The following is a 20,768-nucleotide window of genomic DNA, read 5'->3' as shown; positions in this document are numbered from 1 at the left end:
GCGGGAATTGCCGCCGGAAAAGCAGCCGGGATGCGCACGCTTGGGCTTGGGCCGAGCGAGCGGGTTGGCTCTGCCGATTATCAACTGCCTGATTTGGAAGGGGTAACGCTTGGCCGGTTGCGGGAATTAATCCCAGACCTGTAAAAAAAAGCCTCCCGCCGAATCCGGCGGGAGGCTGCCTTCACCCTTCAGGGGAGGAAGGTGAAGGTGGAGATAACTACTTCGTATAGCCGATTGAAGTCGGATTCGACACTGGACTCATCAAGGGGGAAAAAGATTAATTGATAGAAGCGGGCGTTGTGCAGCGCAAACACCATGCGGGAACTTAACCGCCCGGGTATGGGTTCCAGGACATGAGCGGGTTGACCATCCAGCGTGATTTGGGTTTGGCGCAGGCTTACCGGTGATTGGGATCCCTCAAACTGTTTCCGGAAGTCGCTGACCAGTTGATCTAAGGTTACCTCGGCGGTTGCCGGCCCGCTGAATATATCCAGACGGGCAACCACTTCTTCCGGATTGGCGGGATTTTCAGGTTGTGCAGTAATGGCGGTTAATCCGCGCGGGTCGGTGATGAAGTCGGCCGGGTAGGCAAAGCAATAAGCGTTCACCAAATCCACATAGGTTTTCATGCCTTCTTGCTGACATCTGGCAGGAAGTTTTATATCCACTTCACGGGGAAATTGAGGGTTCAATTCCCGGTTGATTCGCACCGTGTTGCCATTCTGGTCGGTACGGACTTCATAAGTCTGGCCGTTGACTTCAATCAGCAGGCGGTAGCCGGGAGTGATGACTTGAATGCACATCTCATCGGGTGAAGCCAAACCCAGGCAGCCATCCGGCCATTCAACGGGAGCGATTTCCAGCAGGCGGATTTCATCCGCTAAAACCCCCAGCTGTTCGGCGATCAATGGGCGAACCTTTTCAATAACCATGTCAACCTCTCCTTGGGGAATGGTGATACTGATCGTTGGCAGGGGGAGGATTTCTTCTACGGTAGGGAGCGGAGTGTTTTCAGCGACGGGCAGTTGGATAGGTTCAGTAGTCGGAACAGGCTGTTCAGGCAGGGGATCAACCGGCGTACAAGCGGCGAGAAGGATCAAACCGCCCAAAAGGATGGGAAGAATCCATTTTCGAATCATTGTCATCTACCTCCAACTCTTTAATCCAGTCTGCCTAATATCTATTTATTCTTAGGACGCCGGCAGGCGAAAAAACGTTCCCCAAAGGATAACTGGAAAATTCCGCATAATTTCTATGAATTTTTTCTTATATATTGACAAAAATCGCCTTATTGGGTATATATAGCCCGTCCCAACCCAACCTACACCATTCAAGGAGTTGTTAAATGAATCAAAACCGTTACTGGTGGATTCTGCCCCTTGTGGCAGTATTGTTGACCGGTTGTGCCTCTCTGTCCGCTTCATCTCAGGCGCAGGATGCCGGCCGGCTGGTGATTTACTCCGGGCGCAGCGAAAGTCTGGTTGCGCCGATTATTGAACAGTTTTCGCAGGCAAGCGGTGTTAAAGTAGAGGTGCGTTATGGAAACACCGCCGAACTGGCTGCTACCCTGCTGGAGGAGGGTAAAAATTCACCGGCAGATGTATTTTATGCCCAGGACCCGGGTGGCCTGGGAGCAGTAGCCAATGCCGGTTTGCTGGCGGCATTGCCCGAAGACACCTTAGCGAAGGTGGAGAACCGTTTCCGCTCTTCTCAGGGTTTGTGGGTCGGTATTTCCGGCAGGGCGCGGGTTGTCGTATATAACACCCAGCGCTTAAAGGCAGAGGATTTACCGGACGATTTGTTCGGCTTCACTGACCCGCGCTGGAAAGGAAAAATCGGCTGGGCGCCGACCAATGCCTCATTCCAGGCGATGGTAACTGCCATGCGAAAAGAATGGGGAGAAGAAAAAACAAAAGCATGGCTGGATGGAATTGTCGCAAATCAGCCGGTTGTCTTTGAAGGCAATATGCCGATTGTTGCCGCAGTTGGCAGCGGAGAAATTGAAGTGGGTTTTGTTAACCACTATTATCTCTACCGCTTTCTCAAAGAACAGGGCGAAGCCTTCCCGGCCCGCAATCATTTTATGAACAATGGCGGCCCCGATTCGCTGGTGATGGTTTCCGGCATTGGGCGGCTGGCATCCGGCAAGAATGAGGAAAATGCGTTGAAATTCATCAACTTCCTGCTCTCGCCGGTGGCGCAACAGTACTTTGCCGGACAGACCTACGAATATCCGCTGGTGGCGGGTGTGCAAACCATGGCGGACTTACCTCCCTTGGAGAGTTTGAACGCTTCCGATCTCACAGCGGAACAACTGGCAGATTTAGAAGGCACATTGAACTTGCTGCGGGCAAGCGGTGTGCTTCCCTGAGGAATGCTCAAAGTCTGGATGATTTCAAAGTGGTTTGGGACGCAAAAGTCGTCGCCAGCGCGGGAGACATGGTTGTATATGCCTGCCGCGCTGGTGGCGCTGGCGATGACCGTGCCGTTATTCTATCTGGTCATTCGGGCCGCCGGGGCAAGTCCGGCGGCGTGGAGCTGGCTGCTGCGCCTGCAAACCCTGCAAATCATGGGGCAAAGTATCGGTTTGGCGCTTGCGGTAATGCTTTCGGCGGTCATCATTGGCCTGCCGACGGCATGGCTGGTCACGCGCACGAACCTGCCGGGTAAAACGCTCTGGGCTGCATTGCTGCCTTTGCCGCTGGTCATTCCCAGTTATGTGAGCGCATATTTGTTCGTTTCCCTGTTTGCGCCGCGCGGCCTGCTCCAGAATCTACTGGAAGGCTGGCTGGGTATTGAACGGCTGCCTTCCATCTATGGCTTTTGGGGAGCATGGCTGGTTTTGACCCTGATGACCTATCCCTATGTGTTTCTGGCGGTGCGGGCGGGGTTAATCCGCACCGACCGATCTCTGGAAGAGGCAGCCCGCAGTCTGGGTTACTCGGTCTGGAAAACTTTTTGGAAAGTAACCCTTTCGCAACTCCGCCCGGCGCTGGCTGCCAGCAGTCTGCTGGTGGGGTTGTATGTCCTGCGCGATTTTGGGGCTGTTTCTATCCTGCGTTTTACCACCTTCACGCGGGCAATTTATCTGCAATATCAATCCTCCATTGACCGCTCGGCTGCTGCGTTACTTTCGCTGGTGCTGGTGCTGATCACGATTGGCTTTCTGGTAGGAGAGCAACGCATACGGCGGTCTTCCGCCGAACAACCCTACACGGCCGTGCATCCCGCTCCACCGGTTGATCTGGGTCACTGGCGGGTGGCAGCAATTGTGATCATTATTGGAGTGCTGCTTGGCGCTCTGATTCTACCGGCTGGGGTGCTTTTTTACTGGCTGGTGCGCGGACTGGCGGCTGGCGAACAACTGAGCGGCTGGTTGCGCCCTTTGACCGGTTCACTGACGGCTTCCGGTCTGGCGGCGGTGATTACCGTGATCGCGGCACTGCCGGCATCACTCCTCTCGGTTCGCCGACCCGGTTTCTTCAGTCAACTGATCGAAAAATGGAGCTATTTGGGATATGCTGTGCCGGGAGTGGTCATTGCCCTCTCCCTAGTCTTTCTTGGAGCAAATTACCTGCCGTTGATGTATCAGACTTTGTTCATGCTTTTGCTGGCCTATGTAATACTGTTCCTACCGCAGGCGGTTGGCAATCTGCAGGCTGTTCTTCGGCAGGTGCAGCCCAGTCTTGAAGAGGCGGCTGCCAGTTTGGGGCATTCGCCGCTTCGCGTTTTTCAACGGATTACGCTGCCTCTGGTGATGCCCGGTGCGTCGGCGGCGGCAGCACTGGTGTTTTTGACCGCCATGAAAGAATTACCGGCTACTTTGCTGCTTGCACCGACCGGTTTTTCCACGCTGGCCACACAGGTGTGGGGAGCGGTCTCTGAAGCTTACTTTGCGCGGGCGGCTTTACCGGCGCTTATTCTAATCCTGGTCTCTTCAATTTCTATTTTGCTAATCAATCACCATACCTCTGATGAAGGATCTGCTCAACGAACATGAATGACAATTTGATTGAGTGTTGTCAGTTAGAAAAATGTTATTCTTCTCAACCCGCGGTCAGCGGTTTGAACCTTGAATTGCGCGATGGAGAAATCCTTGCCCTGGTTGGACCCAGCGGCTGCGGTAAAACGACCACCCTGCGCCTGATTGCCGGTTTTGAACGTCCGGATCGGGGTGAAATCTGGATGCAGGGCAGGCCGCTCAGTAATGAGGATACTTTTGTTCCTCCAGAAAAACGACAAATTGGTGTAGTCTTTCAGGATTACGCCATTTTTCCACATTTGTCAGTGGCAGAAAATGTCGCTTTTGGATTGCACAAAAAATCCCCCGCCCAAGTTAAACAGCGGGTAGCAGAGATGCTCGAACTGGTGGGCCTGAGTGGACTGGCAAAGCGAATGCCGCATCAGCTTTCCGGTGGAGAACGGCAGCGGGTTGCGCTTGCCCGGGCGCTGGCGCCTCAACCAAAGGTTTTACTGCTGGATGAACCCTTTTCCAGTCTGGATATGGATTTGCGCCTGAAATTGCGTGAGGAAGTCCGCTGGTTGCTTAAGAACCTTCATCTGACTGCCCTGTTTGTGACGCACGATCAGGAAGAGGCGCTGTATATGGGTGACCGGCTGGCAGTGATGAATCAGGGTCATGTTCAACAGGCAGATTCCCCGGAGCGTATTTTTTCCCATCCGGCAAACCGCTTTGTAGCCGAATTTATGGGAAATGCCAATCTGCTGCCGGGACAAGTGGTTGAGCAGGGGATTGAAACCGAAATTGGTTTGATTCCTCAGCGGGTTGCATTACCATTTGGCAGTTCGGTAGAGCTGGCGGTGCGTGCAGACGATTTAGGCTTTGATCTCCATGGGGAAACAAACGGCGTGATTCTCTCGCGCATCTTCAAGGGGGTGTTGAATGTTTACCAAATCCGCCTCACTTCCGGGCTGGTTCTGGAGGCTTTTCAGCCCCACTACCGCATGTTTCCCGAAGGTCAGGCTGTTCGGATATTTGCGGATGCCGGTCATGAACTGGCCTGTTTTTACAATGGGGTTGCAATAACAGCGGATGAATATCACCTTGACAGGGTTACCAAAGCCTGATATAAACTTTTTATCTAATTAATTCTACGGAAGGAGAGGCGTTGTATGTTTACAGCAGGATCGGTGCTTGTTTGCAATCGAGCCGTATGGGCGCGCCTGCCTTTCGGGAGAGCTTGCTGATTCTGATTTTCTGAACGAAACGATCTGCAGCCACGGCGTGCTCATTCCCGTGGCTTTTTAATTTCCGGGTGTTCGTGAGGTGGATTGCCTTCCGGCAATATTGCAGCATGTCACCAGAGATGTTTGACTGACTTTAAGTCAGCAGTAGGAAATCATTGGCACCAGCCACGGAAAAATTCGAGGCTGGTGTTTTTGTTTAATAAGGAATTTCAACCATGTTTCACCACGATTGTGAGAACGAACTTTTGGGTGTTATCACCAAAAAATTGAATAGTGCTTTTGAAGTGAGCGTTGATGATCGAATCATCCCGTGCAGCTTGTTGGGCAGTTTGAAAAGTAATAAGCTCAAAAAGGACTCAGCGGGTTCGTTTGCGTCAATAACGGTTGGAGATGAAGTCCGGGTACGCTTAATGGCCAGCCAGCAAGGTGTCATTACGGCTGTAATGCCGCGCCGGAATGGTTTTGGCAGGCGAGCGGCACTTTCCATGCCGGATAAATACCCACACGAACAGGTCATTGCGGCAAATTTAGACCAAGTCCTTGCGATTTTCTCTATCGCCCAGCCCGATCCTCACTGGAATTTACTGGATCGCTACCTTTTGGCAAGCGAAGATGCCGGTTTATCGGCAGTGATCTGCATGACCAAAATGGATTTGCTCGAAAACCAGAATCATCAATCTGACCAGGAAACCATGCAGATCCTCGAAGATTTTCGCCGAATTGGCTATCCGGTGATTTTTACGAGCACGCGGACGGGTGAAGGTCTGGATGATTTGCGCTCCATCCTGACCGGACGGGTTTCGCTGGTTATCGGCAAATCGGGTGTTGGAAAATCATCGTTGTTGAATGCATTACAAGCAGGAAGACAGTTAAGGGTTGGGGATGTCAATCCGATCACCGGCAAGGGACGGCATACCACCACTCATTTAGAAATGCTACCCCTCCAGGGTGGAGGTGCAATCATAGACTCTCCCGGCATGCGGGAATTCGGTCTGTGGGATATACCCGCGGATGAACTAGCAGCCAGCTTCCCGGAGATGCGAGATTTCCTCGGAAAATGCAAATTCGGGCTGAACTGTGCCCATGATGAAGAACCCGGCTGCGCCGTTCGCCGAGCTGTGCTGGAAGGCCATATTCATCCGCGCCGTTACCGAAGTTACCTGAGGTTGCGAGGTTCAGCATGAAGAAGCGCTTTTACCCCAGCCAACAGGATTTTACCTGCAAGCACTGTGGAAATTGGGTATCCATAAATCCAATTCTGAGCAGTGTGTCCAACCGAAATCACTGCCCCTACTGCCTGTGGTCGCGTCATGTGGATTTATACGCTGCCGGTGACCGGTTGAGTGCCTGTAAAGGCAATATGAAGCCAATTGGATTGACCTTCAAACGACAACGTAAAAAGTACGGCAGTTTTCTGCAAGGTGAATTGATGTTGATTCACCAGTGTGTCGAGTGCGGCGCTGTTTCAATCAATCGGCTGGCAGCAGATGATGACACTGACCGGCTGTTATCGGTTTATGAATATTCTCTTCATTTGGATGCAGAAATCTGCCGAAAATTAGCCAGCATCGGGATCGTCTTGGTGGAGGAAGAACACCGGCTTCTGGTAGCTCAGCGGATTGCTGGAACCAGCCTTGTCCAAGAACCAGAAATGGCGTGGTAGTGAAATTCACTCTTGCAGGTAGACCGAATCGACAATTCCAACGATCACCGAAATGACGCAGGCATTGGGGTTTTGTAATACCTGACGGGCGCCGTTCCCCTCACGGTTGACCAGAACAGTATCCCCGATGCCTGCGTGGGTATTGTCGAGAGCGATGAAGTCGGTATCGGGGGCTTCATCTTCCAAACCAAGCGGCTGTACGACCAGCAACCTCCGATTTTTATAATCGGGATGACTGATGGTGGTAACCACTGTGCCGACAACCTTGGCGAGTATCATGTTTTGGCCTTATGAGTATGGGTTCCAACCCCTTTGGAGGGTGAGTTTAAAGGATTCGTCACTTCTGACTTCCAGTTCATCTACAATACCAACCAGCGCCAGATCAATCGGGACAAATTTCTCATCCGGCAAGGCTAAAGCGGCTTCGCGGGCGCGCACCATCACGCATAGGTCACCCTCGCCGGCCTGGACGGTATCGGCTGCGACTTGCAACCCTCCCAGCGGTTGCAGGTGTTTATTGACCGGCTGAACAACCAGCAATTTCAACCCCTGTGTGCCGGGGTATTTCATGGTACATACCGCATTACCTTTGACAATGCCAAGCAACATGTTGGTTTAAGGGGTATCAGGGGGATTTCTGAAAAGTAATTTGCCCCTCAACTTCCAAGGTATCGATGATTGCCATGATGACCGCATCCACGGGGGTGTCTTTGGTCAGGGCGGTCTGGCGGGCCGAGGAGCCGGCACAGGTCAGCACCAGATCCCCGATGCCGGCATCTACCGTGTCAATTGCCACGTAAGGTTTGCCGCTGGGGTTTCCAAACTCATCGGTCGGGCGGACGACCAAAAGTTTGCGTCCGGCCAGTTTTTCATCCTTGATGGTTGCCACGGTTGTGCCGATTACTTTGGCGATCAGCATGATTTCTTCTCCCCTCAATAACTTTTTTGCAGAACCGCTTCGGGCGTTTTGGCTGGTGAGTCGGCGGGTTGTGCGCCAGAGATGATTTTAACACTGGCGCTGGCACCAATGCGGTTTGCACCGGCTTTAATCATTTGTTCGGCATCTTCATAGGTGCGCACCCCGCCGGAGGCTTTGACACCCAGTTGCGGGCCAACCACCCGGCGCATGAGGGCGACATCATTAGCGGTGGCACCTCCGCCAGAAAAACCGGTAGAGGTTTTGACGAAATCGGCGCCCACTTCTTTGGCAATTAAGCAGGCAATGACTTTTTCCTCATCGGTCAGCAAAGCGGTTTCAATGATGACTTTGACCAGCACACCTTTTTCATGGGCGGTCTTGACCACACCGCGAATATCGCGGGCAACCAGCTGCAAGTCACGGGATTTAAGCGCGCCGATGTTGATCACCATGTCCACTTCCTGGGCGCCGAGTTGGATGGCCTGCCCCGTTTCGTAAGCCTTGACTTCCGGGGTGTTGGCACCCAGCGGAAAACCAATCACTGTGCAAACTTTTACCGGCGTACCCTGGAGCAGTTTGGCGCACAATTCAATCCAGGTTGGATTAACGCAGACGGAAGCAAAACCAAATCGTTTGGCTTCGAAGCACAGTTGGGCAATTTGTTCCTGGGTGGCATCGGGTTTTAACAGGGTGTGATCAATCATGCTGGCAATTTTCATGTCTTGCGGAACACCGCCCAGTCCGTTCGAAACCCGCTCTGCGCCGGCATGAATGACCTGCCCAACTTTGTCAAAACAGGCTTGAACACAAATCCCTTCAGCGCAGGAAAATTCGCAGTGCTCTCCATTATCTCCGCTAGGGTTTTGACGTTCCATCAGAACCGTCAAAACTTCGCGAGTGATGATTTCAACCAGTGAGGCAATTGTTTTGGCATCGTTATTCATGCGGGTTCAACCTCCCTTGAGGTATTCCTTTTCAATAGCGATGATTTTTTCAATCCTCCGGCTGTGACGGCCGCCCGCAAAGGCGGTTTCCAGCCAGGTTTTGAGAATTTGTCGGGCTAAATTGACGCCGATCAGACCAGCACCCAGGGTGAGTATATTGCTGTCGTTGTGTTCACGGCTGTTAATTGCCGAGGAAATGTCATAGGCCATGGCAGCCCGAATACCGGGGACTTTGTTGGCAACCATGCAGGAGCCGATTCCAGCACCGTCAATCATCACACCGCGCCATGCTTTACCGCTGGCAACTTGAATAGCAACCGCGTGGGCAAAGTCCGGGTAGTCCACAGAATCTTTGCTGTTCGTTCCAACGTCAATGATGGAATACCCTGCTTCCACAAGGTCTTTTTTTAAGATTTCCTTGAGTTCAAAGCCGCCGTGATCTGCACCAATGGCGATGACCTTATTGATCGAAGCCGGATCGGAGAAAGGCGCAGGGTTACCGACCACTCCGGTGGAGGTTTGGCCGGTAGTTTGTTGAATGACCCGCAGTACAATTTCTCGTAATTCTGCTTCGGATAGGGGAGACAAGGAAATTCACCGTGAAGTGGGATGTGTTATGTAGATTATAACCTGAATAGCTGCTTATAGATTAAAAGCAGGAAAACCATTTGGGGTATCTTTTCTGTGAGACCTCTCCTAAAAATCTCTTACACTTGTCACTGGTATTGAGATAATTAGGGATTATAATGATATTCATTCGTACGAATATATTTTTACTGAGGTGATGGAGATGTTAAATATTAAGATTTTGGGTGTCGGTTGTGCAAATTGCAAGCGGCTTGAGGCCGTAACCCGTGAGGTGGTTGCTTTGCTTGGAATAGAAGCCGAGTTTGAAAAGGTGACCAATCATGCGGATATCATGCAGTACCCGATTCTGGCAACGCCGGGGCTGGTGATTGAAGGTAAAGTGGTCTCCTATGGCAGAATTCCATCCAAAACCGAAATTGAAAACTGGCTGAAAGAGGCTGTTCAATCCCATTGAGGAAGTAAAAATGTCCAAAGCCATTCAGCAACTTGCGCAGGCCATTGAGAACCGTCAACCGGCGGTGCTGGCCACGGTGGTGGAAGTCCACGGGGCATCACCCGCGAAAGTCGGAGCGCAAATTGTGCTTCTCTCCGATGGGAAAACCGCCGGGACAGTGGGTGGTGGTAAGCTGGAGTCGGCCATCCTCACAGATGCCACAAAGGCCTTAATGGAACACCGCGCCGGTCTGTTCCACTATAAGCTGGCAGAGGAAGGGGAAGACGCGATTGGCACACTGTGCGGCGGGGAGGTGACTGTTTTCATCCAACCCTTTCTTCCTGCTCCCCAGTTAGTCATCGTCGGCGGCGGACATATTGGAAGACCGCTCAAAATCATGGGAGAAGCCGCTGGTTTTGATGTGGTGGTTGTAGATGTTCAGGCTGGTCTGGCTACTGTGCCGGAATTGGAACAGGTTAAACTCGGCGAAGATTCCTATGTGGTGTTAATCACCACCGATCATGTTTCTGATGAAGCAGCCCTGCGCTATGCGCTGACCACCCCTGCTCCATACATTGGCATGATTGGCAGTCTGGCAAAATGCCGAACCATCCGCGAACATTTGCTGAAGGATGGCTATGATTCCCGTTCATTAGAACGGGTGTATGCTCCGATTGGGCTGGATTTGGGCGGAGTCACCCCGCAGGAAATTGCAGTGGCTATTCTGGCAGAGGTGATCGCTTGCCGTCACCAGAAAACCCGCGCTACGGATAGTGTCAAACTGCGCCGTTTGGAGATGATTCAGGTGTAGCATAGAAATCATGCAGCACTTTACATTCAATTTTCCCTTTACCGCCATTGTCGGTCAGGAGCGCATGCAGCGTGCTTTGATCCTGAATGCCATCGATTCGCGGATTGGCGGCGTTCTCATCCGCGGTGAACGGGGAACTGCCAAATCCACCGCAGCGCGAGCCCTGGCAGCCTTGCTGCCGGAACTCAAAGTCATTGAAGGCTGCCGTTTTGGGTGTGATCCTGAACGCCCGACAGAATGGTGTACGGAATGCCGCCAGCGCTTTCCAGAGGGGGTGAGACCGCCCGTAATTAGCCGTGCAACCCCCTTTGTGAATTTACCCATTTCGGCAACCGAAGACCGCGTGGTGGGTACGCTGGACATTGAAAAAGCCATTCAAAAGGGGGAAAAGGCTTTTGAGCCGGGGGTGCTGGCGGCAGCCAATCGCGGGCTGCTCTATATTGATGAAGTCAATCTGCTGGATGATCATGTGGTGGATGTGCTGCTCGACTCGGCAGCCATGGGGGTCAATATCATCGAGCGGGAGGGCGTATCGTTCAGCCATCCGGCAAGGTTCATCCTGGTTGGGACAATGAATCCGGAGGAAGGCGATCTGCGCCCGCAATTACTGGATCGGTTTGGACTTTCGGTACAGGTGCGCGGATTAAGCAGCGCGCTGGAACGGGTAGCCATCATGAAGCGCCGCCTGGCGTATGAAGAAAACCCGGAGGCATTTTGCCGCGAGTGGCAGGCGAGCGAACGGGAGTTGGGTTTTCAGATCCAACAGGCGCGCCGGCTGGTTCAACAGGTGGAATATACCCGTGATGACCTGCTGGTGATCACCCAGCTGACGGCTCACTTTCAGGTGGATGGTCATCGTCCGGATATGGTGATTTTAAAGACAGCGCGGGCGCAGGCAGCCTTTGAGGGGCGGAATAGAATTACCCTGGAAGATGTTGCCATTGCCGCCGAATTAGCCCTGCCGCACCGCTTGCGCCATTCACCCTTTGAACAACAGGCTGCTCATGCCAGCCAATTACGGGATGAAATCGAGACCCTCTTAGGACTTAAACCCAATCAGCAGGGGGAGGAGCGCCGTCCAATGGGTTTGAAAACCTACGAGGAAGTCCTGAAAGAATACGCTGACCCGGATAATCCTTTGAAGGATTTTGTGGATACCGGTCTGCGCTGACAACCCTTATTCAGGCAATCAATCAGCCGTTTCCTCGAACCGGGAGACGGCTGATGTATAATCTTTTGCCTCTTGACAATTTGTCAAAATAAGTTAATATTCAACATCGCTTAACTATTTACAGGGATTGGATTTTATGGATCAAATTCGCCAAAAATACCTGGAAGTATTTGAACGAGCCATGGGACAGATTATGCAGCGTTCCATGCGCTCTTTCTGGCAATATACCAAGGAGCAGGGTCTCTCGATGACCCAAATGGTAGCCCTGCGCCATATTCACTACAATCAGGATTGCAATATCTCGCAAATTAGCGAGGAATTGGGGGTGACTGCCGCCGCTTCCAGCCAGCTGCTGGATCGGCTGGTGCAGCAGGGCTTGATTGCCCGCCGCGAAAATCCCAATGACCGCCGACACAAGCAGCTGGTCTTGACCGAAAAAGGCCGGCAAATCCTTGCCGAAAGCACACTTGCCCGCCAGCAATGGTTGTATCAGCTGGTGGATCATCTGACTGCTGAGGAAATGGAACAGATCATCCAGGCATTGGAATTGATGACCGAGCGGATGAAAGAGATTGAGCCGGTTTAAGGCCTGTTTATAAAAAGGGATTGATCAGGAGGTACATTAATGTTTCGGATTCTTAAGTACTTGAAACCCTTTGCACTGCCGTTGATTCTGGCAATTCTATTATTGTTTGTGCAGGCAAATGCCGATCTGGCATTGCCGGATTATCTTTCCAGAATTGTTAATGTTGGCATTCAGCAGGGCGGGGTGGAAAATGGTCTGCCGCAGGCAATGCGTCAGACGACCATGCAGCATCTTGGGCTGTTTTTAACGCCGGATGAGAAGGAGCAGGTGCTGAAATCTTACCGGCTGGTGGATCAGACCGACGCCGATTTTGCGTCTCTTGTCAAAACCTATCCGCTGCTGGAAAAAGAACCGGTCTATGTGCTTAGTCAGACCGATGCAGAGGTTCTCAAAAATCTGGAATTGCCGGTAGCAGAGGGTTTGCTGATCATTTCGGGAATTGAGCAGGTGCTGAAAGATCCCCAGCAGGCTCAAACCCTTATGCCGGGCATGTCTTTTGACCTTTCTCGTCTGCCGGCCGGCATGGACCTGTTTACATTGATGGCGAACCTGCCGGAGGCACAGCGCAATCAGATCCGCCAGGCGGTCAGCCAGCGATTTGAAACCATTGGTGGAGAAAAAGCCCTGGTACAGGCCGCCGCGCGGTCGGTTAAAGCGGAGTATGATGCGCTGGGAATGGACACCGGGCAGTTACAAACCAATTACATTCTGCGGGTAGGCGGGCAAATGCTGCTCATCTCGCTTCTTTCCGCGGCGGCTATAGTACTGGTGGGTTTTCTGGCTTCGCGGGTAGCCGCCGGGCTGGCGCGTAACCTGCGCCACTTGCTGTTTGAACGAGTCATGCGCTTTTCCGGGGCTGAGATTGAAAAATTCTCCACCGCCTCGTTAATTACCCGTTCGACCAATGACATTACCCAGATTCAAATGGTCATGATGATTCTGATTCGGATGGTCTTTTACGCGCCCATCATCGGGATTGGCGGCATTATTCGGGCGGTGAACAAAAGCGCGGATATGTGGTGGATTATTGCTGTGGCAGTGATTTCACTGATCGGCCTGATCAGCGTGGTGTTTGCCATTGCTACCCCAAAATTTAAGATTATCCAGAGTCTGGTTGACCGCCTGAATCTGATTGCCCGTGAAAATTTGAGCGGGATGATGGTGGTGCGTGCTTTCAACCGTCAAAAGCACGAAGAACAACGCTTTGAAGAAGCAAACTTTGATTTGACCCGCACCAGCCTGTTTGTCAACCGCGTTTTTGTCATGGTTATGCCGTTCATGATGATCATTCTCAACGGAATTTCGGTGTTAATTCTGTGGATTGGGGCGCAACAGGTGGCCCAGGCGAGTATGCAGGTCGGCGATATGATGGCCTTCATGCAATATGCGATGCAAATTGTATTTGCCTTCATGATGCTCTCGTTTCTGTTCATCCTGTTCCCGCGTGCCGATGTTTCTGCCAACCGCGTTGCGGACGTGCTGGAAACGGAAATAACGGTTGTGGATCCCCCCCAGCCAAAATCCTTCCCGCAACCGTTTCGAGGACGAATTGAATTCAAGAACGTGTCCTTCCGTTACCCGGATGCAGAGGAAAATGTGTTGTGTAACTTGAATTTTGTGGCGGAGGCTGGAAAAACCACCGCCATCATCGGGACGACCGGGTCGGGAAAATCCACAGTCGTCAACCTGATCCCGCGCTTTTACGATGTTACCGGTGGAGCCATCCTGATTGATGGCGTGGATATCCGCGAGGTGCGCCTGAGCGAACTGCGCGATAAGATTGGCTACATTCCTCAACAGAGCAACCTGTTCAGCGGTACGATTGAGAGCAACTTGCGCTATGCCAATGAAGAGGCTGCTGAAGAAATTCTCAAACAGGCGCTGGAAATTGCTCAGGCGAGTGATTTTGTGCTGACCAACCCGGATGGATTGGAATTGCCCGTTTCTCAGGGCGGTATTAACTTTTCGGGCGGACAAAAGCAACGCTTGAGCATTGCCCGAGCCCTGGTCAAACGTGCCCCGATTTACATCTTCGATGATAGTTTTTCGGCGCTGGATTACCGCACGGATGCCCGCTTGCGTCGGGCTTTGAAACAAAGCCTGAAAGAAAGCACGGTGATTATCGTTTCTCAACGGGTGGCGACTATCAAAGATGCCGATCAAATTATCGTGCTGGATGAAGGTGAAATCATCTGCCAGGGTACCCATCAGGAATTACTGGAAAAGTGTGAAGTTTATCGAGAAATTGCCCTCTCGCAATTGAAGAGGGAGGAGGTGCTGGCATGACTCAACCCAATCATCTGACATCGGGCAATGGAAAACCCAGGCAATCGGAAGGCGGCGCGATGCGTCCGCCTTCCGCAGGGCGCGGCCCCATGGGCGGCGGCCGCGGACCTTTTGGCGGACATATGATGATGGGAAAGGTTGAAAAGGCGAGAGACTTCAAAGGAACCCTGCGCAAGTTACTGCATTATCTGGATCCTTTCAAAATCACGATCATCATCGTGATTCTGCTGGCAGCCGGCTCAACCGTCTTTGCGATCCTTGGTCCAAAAATCCTCGGCGGCGCAACCACCAAGTTGTTTGAAGGTTTGCTGGCGCAGTTGAGCGGCACCGGCAGTATTGATTTTGCGGGTATCGGGCAAATTCTGCTTACCGTGCTGGGGTTGTACCTGTTTTCCTCTGTCCTCAGTTACCTGCAGGGCTGGCTGATGACCGATGTGGCCATTACGGTAACCTATCAGCTGCGCAAGCAGATTATGTCAAAAATCAACCGCATGCCGTTCCGTTATTTCGACGGCACCACGCATGGTGAGGTACTTTCCCGTCTGACCAATGATGTGGATACCGTCAATCAGACCCTCAATCAGAGCTTGACCCAAATCATCACATCGTTTGTCAGTGTAGTGGGCGTGCTGGTGATGATGTTGACCATTTCATGGCAGATGACCCTGGTAGCCTTGCTGATTGTGCCGCTTTCGTTTGTGGTCGTAATGATGATTGTCCGAAATTCCCAGCGTTTCTTTACTCAACAACAGGAGTATTTGGGAAATGTGAACAGTCATGTAGAGGAAATGTTTGGCGGGCATGTGGTGGTCAAAGCCTTCAATGGGGAAGAAAAAAGCATCCGCAAGATGGCTGAGTACAACAACCGCCTGTATGGGGCGGCGTGGAAGGCGCAGTTTTTCTCCGGCATTATGATGCCGATCATGTCCTTCATCGGAAATCTGGGGTACGTTGGTGTAACCATCCTGGGCGGCTGGCTGGTGATTCGCGGCTCAATCACGGTGGGCGATATTCAGGCCTTCATTCAGTATGTCCGCTCGTTCACCCAGCCGATTACCCAGCTGGCGAACATCTCCAATGTCTTGCAGCAAACCGTGGCGGCTGCCGAGCGGGTATTTGAATTTCTGGAAGAGGAAGAGGAAGTTGCTGAAACCACCTCTCCCGTGCACCTTGAAAAAGTGCGCGGCGAGGTTGAGTTCCGGGATGTCCACTTTGGATATCTACCCGAAAAGCCGGTCATTCGCGGTTTCTCGGCACACATTCAGCCGGGACAGAAAGTTGCCATCGTTGGACCAACCGGTGCAGGCAAAACCACCATTGTCAAACTGCTGATGCGTTTTTATGATGTTCAGGAGGGTGAAATTCGGATTGACGGGGTGGATATCCGCCGCTTCAGCCGGGAGGACTTGCGCCGCATGTTCGGGATGGTGCTGCAGGATACCTGGCTTTTCAACGGTACGATCCTCGATAATATTCGCTATGGGCGCGAGGATGCCACCGAAGAAGAAGTGATTCGGGCTGCCAAAGCCGCTCATGTGGACCACTTTGTGCGGACCCTGCCGGAAAGTTATCAGATGGTCATCAACGAAGAAGTAACCAACATCTCTCAGGGCCAAAAGCAATTGCTCACCATTGCCCGCGCCATTCTGGCCAACCCGCCGATGCTGATTTTGGATGAAGCCACCAGCTCAGTAGATACCCATACGGAATTGCTGATTCAAAAGGCGATGGATACCCTGATGCAGGGGCGCACCAGCTTCATCATCGCTCACCGGCTTTCCACCATCCGCAACGCGGATCTGATTCTGGTGATGCGCGATGGCAACATTGTCGAGCAGGGGACGCACGAGGAACTGATGGCCAAAGGCGGTTTTTATGCTGACCTGTACAACAGTCAGTTTGAGCCGCTGGAAGCGGAAACTGCCCTTGCCTTGTAGGAAGGATTAGACCATTAAGAAAAGAACTGCACGCCATCAGCCGCGGCGTGCAGTTCTTTTTATACAGGTAAATTTTTCCTATTGATAACGCATCATCAGGGCTTCCAGATCTTCATCCAGCGCTTGCAGGTCTTCCTCGTGTTCAACTTCCTGAGAAAGAATGGTCAACACCATGTTGTAGGTGACCGGATCTTTGTCCTTCACGATTTCCAGCAGTTTGGTGTAAACCCCAATCGCGCACTGCTCGCCGTGGATGTTTTGCGCCAAAATTTTCTTGACGAATGGATCGGTGGGCGCATCATACCCGCAATTGCTTTCCTTGAACCAGTTTTCCGGGCTGACCAGCGGCGTGCCGCCCAGCTGGATAATGCGCAACGCCAGCATGTCGGCGTGGGCCAGTTCTTCGCCAGCGTGCAGCAACAGCTCGGCTGCAACGGCGTCTTTCATCGGCCCCCGAACGATTTTTGCTCCCAACCAGTACTGATAATAAGCCAGCCATTCGTCCGCATACGCTTTGTTGAGCAGGGTGAGCAGCTCGTCTACATTCATCCCAACGATTTCACGCCCTTTGGTTCCCATGATAACCTCCTGAATACGGTACTTGAACTTGGATTTTATATTTCATTATAGGACGGATCAAAACAGGGGGATTAGTGTCAAAAGTCACTTTGGAAATGTTTGCAAAAATCAGGAAGAATATCCGGATTAAATGGATATCCAGCGCTTTCCAGAACGGTGGAGATTCCATATAATAAGCCCGCCTTCGAGAATGTTTTGATACCGGATAAGAGGTTTTCCTATGCAATATTCGACTCCAACAAAAATTTCTGCGGGGCAGATGCTGCGGGCCTTGTTTACGCCTGCCAAATTTTCCCGCAAAACCTTACAGGAATATCTGCTGGTGGCGCTTGGGGCATTCATTCAAGCGCTTTCCATGCGTTTGTTTCTGGTGCCGGCTCAGCTGGTCAGTGGCGGGGTGAGCGGTGCATCGCAGATCATCAATTTCTTCACTGGTTGGCCGATTGGTTTGATGGTCTTCATTGGCAATGTTCCCCTGTTCATTCTGGGCTGGCAGTATCTTGGCGGAGCACGTTTTGCCAAACGCACCGCGCTGGCAATTGTACTGTTCTCTCTGTTCACGGATGGACTGGTCTGGTTTATTCCGGCGGAAGGGGTGACCAGCGATCTGGTGTTGGATTGTCTATACGGTGGGATTTTGCTGGGGGTCGGACTGGGGCTGGTGTACCGCGGACAGGGTACCAGCGGCGGCAGTGATATTTTGGGGCGCATCCTGAATCACCGCTTGGGAATTTCCATCTCTCAGGCCTATCTGATCACCGACACCGTGGTGGTACTGGCCGGTGGTTTTGCTTTCTCGTGGGAGAAGGCGCTGTACGGTTTGCTGGTAATTTACGTCTCCGGGCTGGCGGCCGAGGCGGTTTCGGAAGGCTCCGGGGTATTCCGCACCGCTTTGATCATCACGCAATACCCGGATAAAGTAACCAGCTCAATTATGACGGTACTGGAACGGGGCGTTACCATTCTGCCCGGAACCGGAGCATATACGGGTGCCGAACGGCCGGTGCTTTATTGCGTCGTCACCCGCTCGGAAGTCAACCCGCTAAAGGAGCTGGTGCGTGAAATTGACCCGCGCGCGTTTATGGTGATCGGTCAGGCGCATGAAGCGCTGGGAGAAGGTTTCCGTCCGCTGGTAAAGGACTGAGGTTTATTGCCGTAAGAGGAATGCCAGAACGAGCAGAAATTGGGCCAGGTGATAAGTGACCATAATCATGACGCGGCCGGAACGTGTGGAGTGGATGAAGCGCTGATTTGCCAGCGTCCAGTCTGAAATGTAGAAGAACAACGCCCCCAACACTGCCAGCCCGTTGGCGGGGAATTGCCATGCCGGATTCCAGAGAGTGGTAGAAGCGGAGTACACCATCGCGCTGATTGCAAGGATGTAAAACGCTATTGCCCGGCGCAAGGTTTTCCTGCGGTTTTCAGCCGGCAGCGTAGCCGAAAAGCGGCGGATGGCCGAATACGCAATGGTCAGCAAGATCGCAGCGGAAAGGAAGTTATACGCAAGCACCGGTCCGGCGGGATCGTTGAAAGCGACGATATAAGTCAATTGGGCCAGTAAAAAGGCAGCCAACCCGGCGAGGAAGAAACGAGGCGGCAGGAGCAGAAAGGTGTCACCTGCCAGCGAAAAGATTAACCCCACTCCAAACCAGCCGGAAATTTGCCATCCTCCAGATAGGGTGTAGGCGGCGATCAAACAGAGCATGGTCCCAGTTTTGGTCAGCCACCGCCAGTGGTTCTTTGCAATGAATACAGCCAGCCAGTCGAATCCGGCGAGGATTGCAGCAACAGCCAGCCAGATGGTGTTCATGTTCACTCTTTTTTACGGACGTACCCCAACCAGCGCAGAGCATCCGGCTTGTTGCGCCAGTTGGGGTTAACCTTGACCTTTAATTCAAGGAAAACCCGCCTGCCGCTCATCGCTTCAATTTCCTGCCGGGCGCTGCTGCCAATTTTTTTGAGCATTTCGCCGCCTTTGCCGATCACGATTCCCTTGTGGGATTCGCGTTCCACGAACAACGTGGCATGGATGTACGCGCCTTCTTCGCCGCGCTCGGCGTATTCGTCAATTCGCACGGCTATGGCGTGAGGAACTTCCTCGCGCAGGTGAAGCAATGCCGCTTCGCGAATCAAATCGGCGGCGATTTCCCGCTCATACAAATCGGTGATCTGATCGGGGTCAAACAGCGCTTCGCTGACCGGCAGACGGCTGATTAAGGCCTGCATGAGTTCATCGCGCCCATCTCCGCGGGTTGCCGAGAACGGAATGATTTGCTCAAAAGAATACAGAGCCTGATATTGACTGGTGCGCTCGCTCAGCGAGTCTTTATTGAGCAGGTCAATTTTATTCAAACCAAGCAAAACTGCGGGTAAACCGTTCATGGATTTCAACCGCTCTGAGATGCGGTTATCTTCAGGGGTGGGTGCAACTGAAGCATCCACCAGCCAGAGGATAACGTCTGCATCTTTCAGCGCGTCTTCTGCAACCTGATTCATGTACTCACCCAGTTTGTGGACCGGTTTATGCATACCGGGGGTATCCATGAAAATTAATTGGGCCTCCGGCAGGGTCAAAATGCCCAACTGGCGCTGCCGGGTTGTCTGTGGACGGGGAGAAACGGCAGCAATTTTCTGTCCCATCAGTGCGTTCATCAGGGTTGATTTTCCGACATTGGGGCGCCCAATCAGTGCAATGTAACCAGCCCGATAGGGAGAGGGTGGGGCATCACTCATTTTGACCAGCCTCCGTTGGAATCCTTCTCAGATGAATGCGTGAATTGACAATGGCCACCCCGCTGATGATTAACCCACCGCCCAGCAGAACGCGCCAATCCAGTGTTTCCTGTAAAAAGACGACCCCTAAAATTACCCCAACCAATGGGAAGAGATAGGTGACCAGCGTGGTACGGGTTGGCCCAACTTCTTTCAACAATCCATAGTATAGCACAGTGCCGATGCAGGTTGCCATGATCCCAAGCCAGAGGATCGCCAGCCAGGTCATCGGCAGGCGTGGTAAGGTCAGGCTGCCCTCCAGTCCAATGGCAAGTCCCCAAACGGTCAGGTTGGCAAAGAAATTTTGACCGAGTGCCTGAACCACAGGGGCAAGGTCAAAGGTGCGCCGGCGGGCAAAGATGATTGCAACCGCATACGAAAGAGAGGCTGCCAGAACGCCCAGTTGCCCCCATCGTTCGCCGGTCATGGCAGCGCCCAGTTCGTCGGAAACCAGCACAACCACCCCGCTAAAACCTGCCAGCAATCCAAGTACTTTGGGCAGGGTGATGCGGTCATCCTGTACGAAAATTTGCGCCAAAAGCATGGTAAAAAGCGGTGCGGTCGAATTGAGAATGGCCGCCATGCCGGATGTGACGTGCTGTTCGCTCCATGTGATCAGCAGGAAAGGCAGCGCGATATTAAAAACCCCTAACACCAGAAAATCCCAACCGTTGGCAAGTCTGGGTAAGCGCGGGCGGGTGATCAGAAGCAAAATGAGCAGACCGGTTAACGCCACGCTCAGCCGCAAGGCGGTGAAGGTGATGGGGGTAAGTTCTTCCAGACCGATTTTTATCCACAAAAAAGTGGCGCCCCACACCACCCCAAGGTAAATAAATTTGAGCCACGATTGGATGGTCAAATACGTTTCTGC

General features: G+C 52.5%; 22 protein-coding genes. 12 read left to right on the top strand and 10 right to left on the bottom strand.

From position 1 onward, the window contains the following. Positions 1-188: 188 nt before the first annotated feature. Positions 189-1,139 carry a hypothetical protein gene (locus ACWIZX_RS10870; protein ID WP_448335777.1) on the bottom strand — a complete coding sequence of 317 codons (951 nt, stop codon included), beginning with the start codon at positions 1,137-1,139 and terminating at the stop codon, positions 189-191. A gap of 206 nt (positions 1,140-1,345) precedes the next feature. Between ACWIZX_RS10870 and ACWIZX_RS10865 the strand changes: the two genes are divergently transcribed. The 5 genes from ACWIZX_RS10865 to ACWIZX_RS10845 all read left to right on the top strand — a co-directional run bounded on the left by ACWIZX_RS10865 (position 1,346) and on the right by ACWIZX_RS10845 (position 6,871). Next, positions 1,346-2,371 (top strand): iron ABC transporter substrate-binding protein, encoded by a 1,026-nt coding sequence (locus ACWIZX_RS10865; RefSeq protein WP_448335776.1) that lies wholly within the window; start codon positions 1,346-1,348, stop codon positions 2,369-2,371. 78 nt (positions 2,372-2,449) lie between these two features. Beyond that, a complete protein-coding gene (locus ACWIZX_RS10860) occupies positions 2,450-4,000 on the top strand; it encodes an ABC transporter permease (RefSeq protein ID WP_448335775.1) in 1,551 nt (516 codons plus the stop codon). Then, on the top strand, positions 3,997-5,088 hold the full coding sequence (locus ACWIZX_RS10855) for an ABC transporter ATP-binding protein (RefSeq protein WP_448335774.1): 1,092 nt from the start codon (positions 3,997-3,999) through the stop codon (positions 5,086-5,088). Before ACWIZX_RS10860 ends, ACWIZX_RS10855 begins: the two co-directional genes overlap by 4 nt. Positions 5,089-5,423: 335 nt before the next feature. Next, entirely contained in the window at positions 5,424-6,392 is a 969-nt protein-coding gene (gene rsgA / locus ACWIZX_RS10850) for a ribosome small subunit-dependent GTPase A (RefSeq protein WP_322793829.1), read from the top strand. Beyond that, complete coding sequence (locus ACWIZX_RS10845; RefSeq protein ID WP_322793828.1) at positions 6,389-6,871, top strand: RNHCP domain-containing protein; 483 nt, start codon at positions 6,389-6,391, stop codon at positions 6,869-6,871. The genes rsgA and ACWIZX_RS10845 overlap by 4 nt, the downstream gene beginning before the upstream one ends. 6 nt (positions 6,872-6,877) lie before the next feature. Here the strand turns inward: ACWIZX_RS10845 and ACWIZX_RS10840 are convergent, their stop codons facing one another. The 5 genes from ACWIZX_RS10840 to rpiB form a co-directional block, all read right to left on the bottom strand. After that, a complete protein-coding gene (locus tag ACWIZX_RS10840) occupies positions 6,878-7,150 on the bottom strand; it encodes a EutN/CcmL family microcompartment protein (protein ID WP_322793827.1) in 273 nt (90 codons plus the stop codon). A gap of 9 nt (positions 7,151-7,159) precedes the next feature. Continuing rightward, positions 7,160-7,480, bottom strand: coding sequence for a EutN/CcmL family microcompartment protein (locus ACWIZX_RS10835; RefSeq protein WP_448335773.1), 321 nt, complete (start codon positions 7,478-7,480; stop codon positions 7,160-7,162). Between the two features lie 16 nt (positions 7,481-7,496). Then, positions 7,497-7,790: a EutN/CcmL family microcompartment protein gene (locus ACWIZX_RS10830; protein WP_322793825.1), complete on the bottom strand. Its 294-nt coding sequence runs from the start codon at positions 7,788-7,790 to the stop codon at positions 7,497-7,499. Positions 7,791-7,804: 14 nt separating this feature from the next. Then, positions 7,805-8,509, bottom strand: a complete 705-nt coding sequence (gene deoC / locus ACWIZX_RS10825) for a deoxyribose-phosphate aldolase (RefSeq protein ID WP_416181050.1) — start codon at positions 8,507-8,509, stop codon at positions 7,805-7,807. Between the two features lie 231 nt (positions 8,510-8,740). Continuing rightward, complete coding sequence (rpiB, locus tag ACWIZX_RS10820) at positions 8,741-9,322, bottom strand: ribose 5-phosphate isomerase B (RefSeq protein ID WP_448335772.1); 582 nt, start codon at positions 9,320-9,322, stop codon at positions 8,741-8,743. Between the two features lie 202 nt (positions 9,323-9,524). Between rpiB and ACWIZX_RS10815 the strand changes: the two genes are divergently transcribed. The 6 genes from ACWIZX_RS10815 to ACWIZX_RS10790 all read left to right on the top strand — a co-directional run bounded on the left by ACWIZX_RS10815 (position 9,525) and on the right by ACWIZX_RS10790 (position 16,546). Beyond that, positions 9,525-9,776, top strand: coding sequence for a thioredoxin family protein (locus ACWIZX_RS10815; RefSeq protein WP_322793822.1), 252 nt, complete (start codon positions 9,525-9,527; stop codon positions 9,774-9,776). Positions 9,777-9,786: 10 nt separating this feature from the next. After that, complete coding sequence (locus tag ACWIZX_RS10810) at positions 9,787-10,566, top strand: XdhC family protein (protein ID WP_322793821.1); 780 nt, start codon at positions 9,787-9,789, stop codon at positions 10,564-10,566. A 10-nt stretch (positions 10,567-10,576) separates the two neighbouring features. Continuing rightward, positions 10,577-11,737 (top strand): ATP-binding protein, encoded by a 1,161-nt coding sequence (locus ACWIZX_RS10805; protein WP_448335771.1) that lies wholly within the window; start codon positions 10,577-10,579, stop codon positions 11,735-11,737. A gap of 136 nt (positions 11,738-11,873) precedes the next feature. Beyond that, entirely contained in the window at positions 11,874-12,323 is a 450-nt protein-coding gene (locus ACWIZX_RS10800) for a MarR family winged helix-turn-helix transcriptional regulator (RefSeq protein ID WP_322793819.1), read from the top strand. Between the two features lie 39 nt (positions 12,324-12,362). Beyond that, positions 12,363-14,609: an ABC transporter ATP-binding protein gene (locus ACWIZX_RS10795; RefSeq protein ID WP_448335770.1), complete on the top strand. Its 2,247-nt coding sequence runs from the start codon at positions 12,363-12,365 to the stop codon at positions 14,607-14,609. Positions 14,610-14,668: 59 nt separating this feature from the next. Further along, positions 14,669-16,546 (top strand): ABC transporter ATP-binding protein, encoded by a 1,878-nt coding sequence (locus ACWIZX_RS10790; protein WP_448335779.1) that lies wholly within the window; start codon positions 14,669-14,671, stop codon positions 16,544-16,546. 78 nt (positions 16,547-16,624) lie between these two features. Here ACWIZX_RS10790 and ACWIZX_RS10785 read toward each other — a convergent pair whose 3' ends face one another. Beyond that, a complete protein-coding gene (locus ACWIZX_RS10785) occupies positions 16,625-17,125 on the bottom strand; it encodes a ferritin-like domain-containing protein (protein WP_448335769.1) in 501 nt (166 codons plus the stop codon). A gap of 220 nt (positions 17,126-17,345) precedes the next feature. Here ACWIZX_RS10785 and ACWIZX_RS10780 point away from each other — a divergent pair, with 220 nt between their 5' ends. Continuing rightward, a complete protein-coding gene (locus ACWIZX_RS10780) occupies positions 17,346-18,269 on the top strand; it encodes a YitT family protein (protein ID WP_322792058.1) in 924 nt (307 codons plus the stop codon). A gap of 3 nt (positions 18,270-18,272) precedes the next feature. Here ACWIZX_RS10780 and ACWIZX_RS10775 read toward each other — a convergent pair whose 3' ends face one another. Genes ACWIZX_RS10775 through ACWIZX_RS10765 form a run of 3 tightly spaced genes read right to left on the bottom strand, consistent with a single transcriptional unit; the run spans position 18,273 to position 20,756 of the window. Next, entirely contained in the window at positions 18,273-18,935 is a 663-nt protein-coding gene (locus ACWIZX_RS10775) for a lysoplasmalogenase (protein ID WP_448335768.1), read from the bottom strand. A 2-nt stretch (positions 18,936-18,937) separates the two neighbouring features. After that, positions 18,938-19,858, bottom strand: a complete 921-nt coding sequence (era, locus tag ACWIZX_RS10770) for a GTPase Era (protein WP_448335767.1) — start codon at positions 19,856-19,858, stop codon at positions 18,938-18,940. Then, the gene (locus ACWIZX_RS10765; RefSeq protein WP_322792061.1) at positions 19,851-20,756 is read right to left on the bottom strand and encodes a DMT family transporter; all 906 of its coding nucleotides are present in this window, start codon (positions 20,754-20,756) and stop codon (positions 19,851-19,853) included. The genes era and ACWIZX_RS10765 overlap by 8 nt, the downstream gene beginning before the upstream one ends. Positions 20,757-20,768: the final 12 nt, after the last annotated feature.

This window comes from Bellilinea sp., from assembly GCF_053501535.1.
Note: the sequence above shows the minus strand (reverse complement) of the source record. Positions and strands in the feature narration are given on the sequence as shown.

Coding starts and splice junctions, on each gene's coding strand:
- ACWIZX_RS10790 (WP_448335779.1), top strand. CDS start 14,669: ATGCGTCCGCCTTCCGCAGGGCGCGGCCCCATGGGCGGCGGCCGCGGA.
- ACWIZX_RS10835 (WP_448335773.1), bottom strand. CDS start 7,480: ATGTTGCTTGGCATTGTCAAAGGTAATGCGGTATGTACCATGAAATAC.
- ACWIZX_RS10800 (WP_322793819.1), top strand. CDS start 11,874: ATGGATCAAATTCGCCAAAAATACCTGGAAGTATTTGAACGAGCCATG.
- ACWIZX_RS10810 (WP_322793821.1), top strand. CDS start 9,787: ATGTCCAAAGCCATTCAGCAACTTGCGCAGGCCATTGAGAACCGTCAA.
- ACWIZX_RS10840 (WP_322793827.1), bottom strand. CDS start 7,150: ATGATACTCGCCAAGGTTGTCGGCACAGTGGTTACCACCATCAGTCAT.
- ACWIZX_RS10855 (WP_448335774.1), top strand. CDS start 3,997: ATGAATGACAATTTGATTGAGTGTTGTCAGTTAGAAAAATGTTATTCT.
- rsgA (WP_322793829.1), top strand. CDS start 5,424: ATGTTTCACCACGATTGTGAGAACGAACTTTTGGGTGTTATCACCAAA.
- ACWIZX_RS10805 (WP_448335771.1), top strand. CDS start 10,577: ATGCAGCACTTTACATTCAATTTTCCCTTTACCGCCATTGTCGGTCAG.
- ACWIZX_RS10845 (WP_322793828.1), top strand. CDS start 6,389: ATGAAGAAGCGCTTTTACCCCAGCCAACAGGATTTTACCTGCAAGCAC.
- ACWIZX_RS10830 (WP_322793825.1), bottom strand. CDS start 7,790: ATGCTGATCGCCAAAGTAATCGGCACAACCGTGGCAACCATCAAGGAT.
- ACWIZX_RS10795 (WP_448335770.1), top strand. CDS start 12,363: ATGTTTCGGATTCTTAAGTACTTGAAACCCTTTGCACTGCCGTTGATT.
- deoC (WP_416181050.1), bottom strand. CDS start 8,509: ATGAAAATTGCCAGCATGATTGATCACACCCTGTTAAAACCCGATGCC.
- ACWIZX_RS10780 (WP_322792058.1), top strand. CDS start 17,346: ATGCAATATTCGACTCCAACAAAAATTTCTGCGGGGCAGATGCTGCGG.
- ACWIZX_RS10785 (WP_448335769.1), bottom strand. CDS start 17,125: ATGGGAACCAAAGGGCGTGAAATCGTTGGGATGAATGTAGACGAGCTG.
- ACWIZX_RS10775 (WP_448335768.1), bottom strand. CDS start 18,935: ATGAACACCATCTGGCTGGCTGTTGCTGCAATCCTCGCCGGATTCGAC.
- ACWIZX_RS10870 (WP_448335777.1), bottom strand. CDS start 1,139: ATGATTCGAAAATGGATTCTTCCCATCCTTTTGGGCGGTTTGATCCTT.
- ACWIZX_RS10865 (WP_448335776.1), top strand. CDS start 1,346: ATGAATCAAAACCGTTACTGGTGGATTCTGCCCCTTGTGGCAGTATTG.
- ACWIZX_RS10860 (WP_448335775.1), top strand. CDS start 2,450: ATGCCTGCCGCGCTGGTGGCGCTGGCGATGACCGTGCCGTTATTCTAT.
- era (WP_448335767.1), bottom strand. CDS start 19,858: ATGAGTGATGCCCCACCCTCTCCCTATCGGGCTGGTTACATTGCACTG.
- ACWIZX_RS10815 (WP_322793822.1), top strand. CDS start 9,525: ATGTTAAATATTAAGATTTTGGGTGTCGGTTGTGCAAATTGCAAGCGG.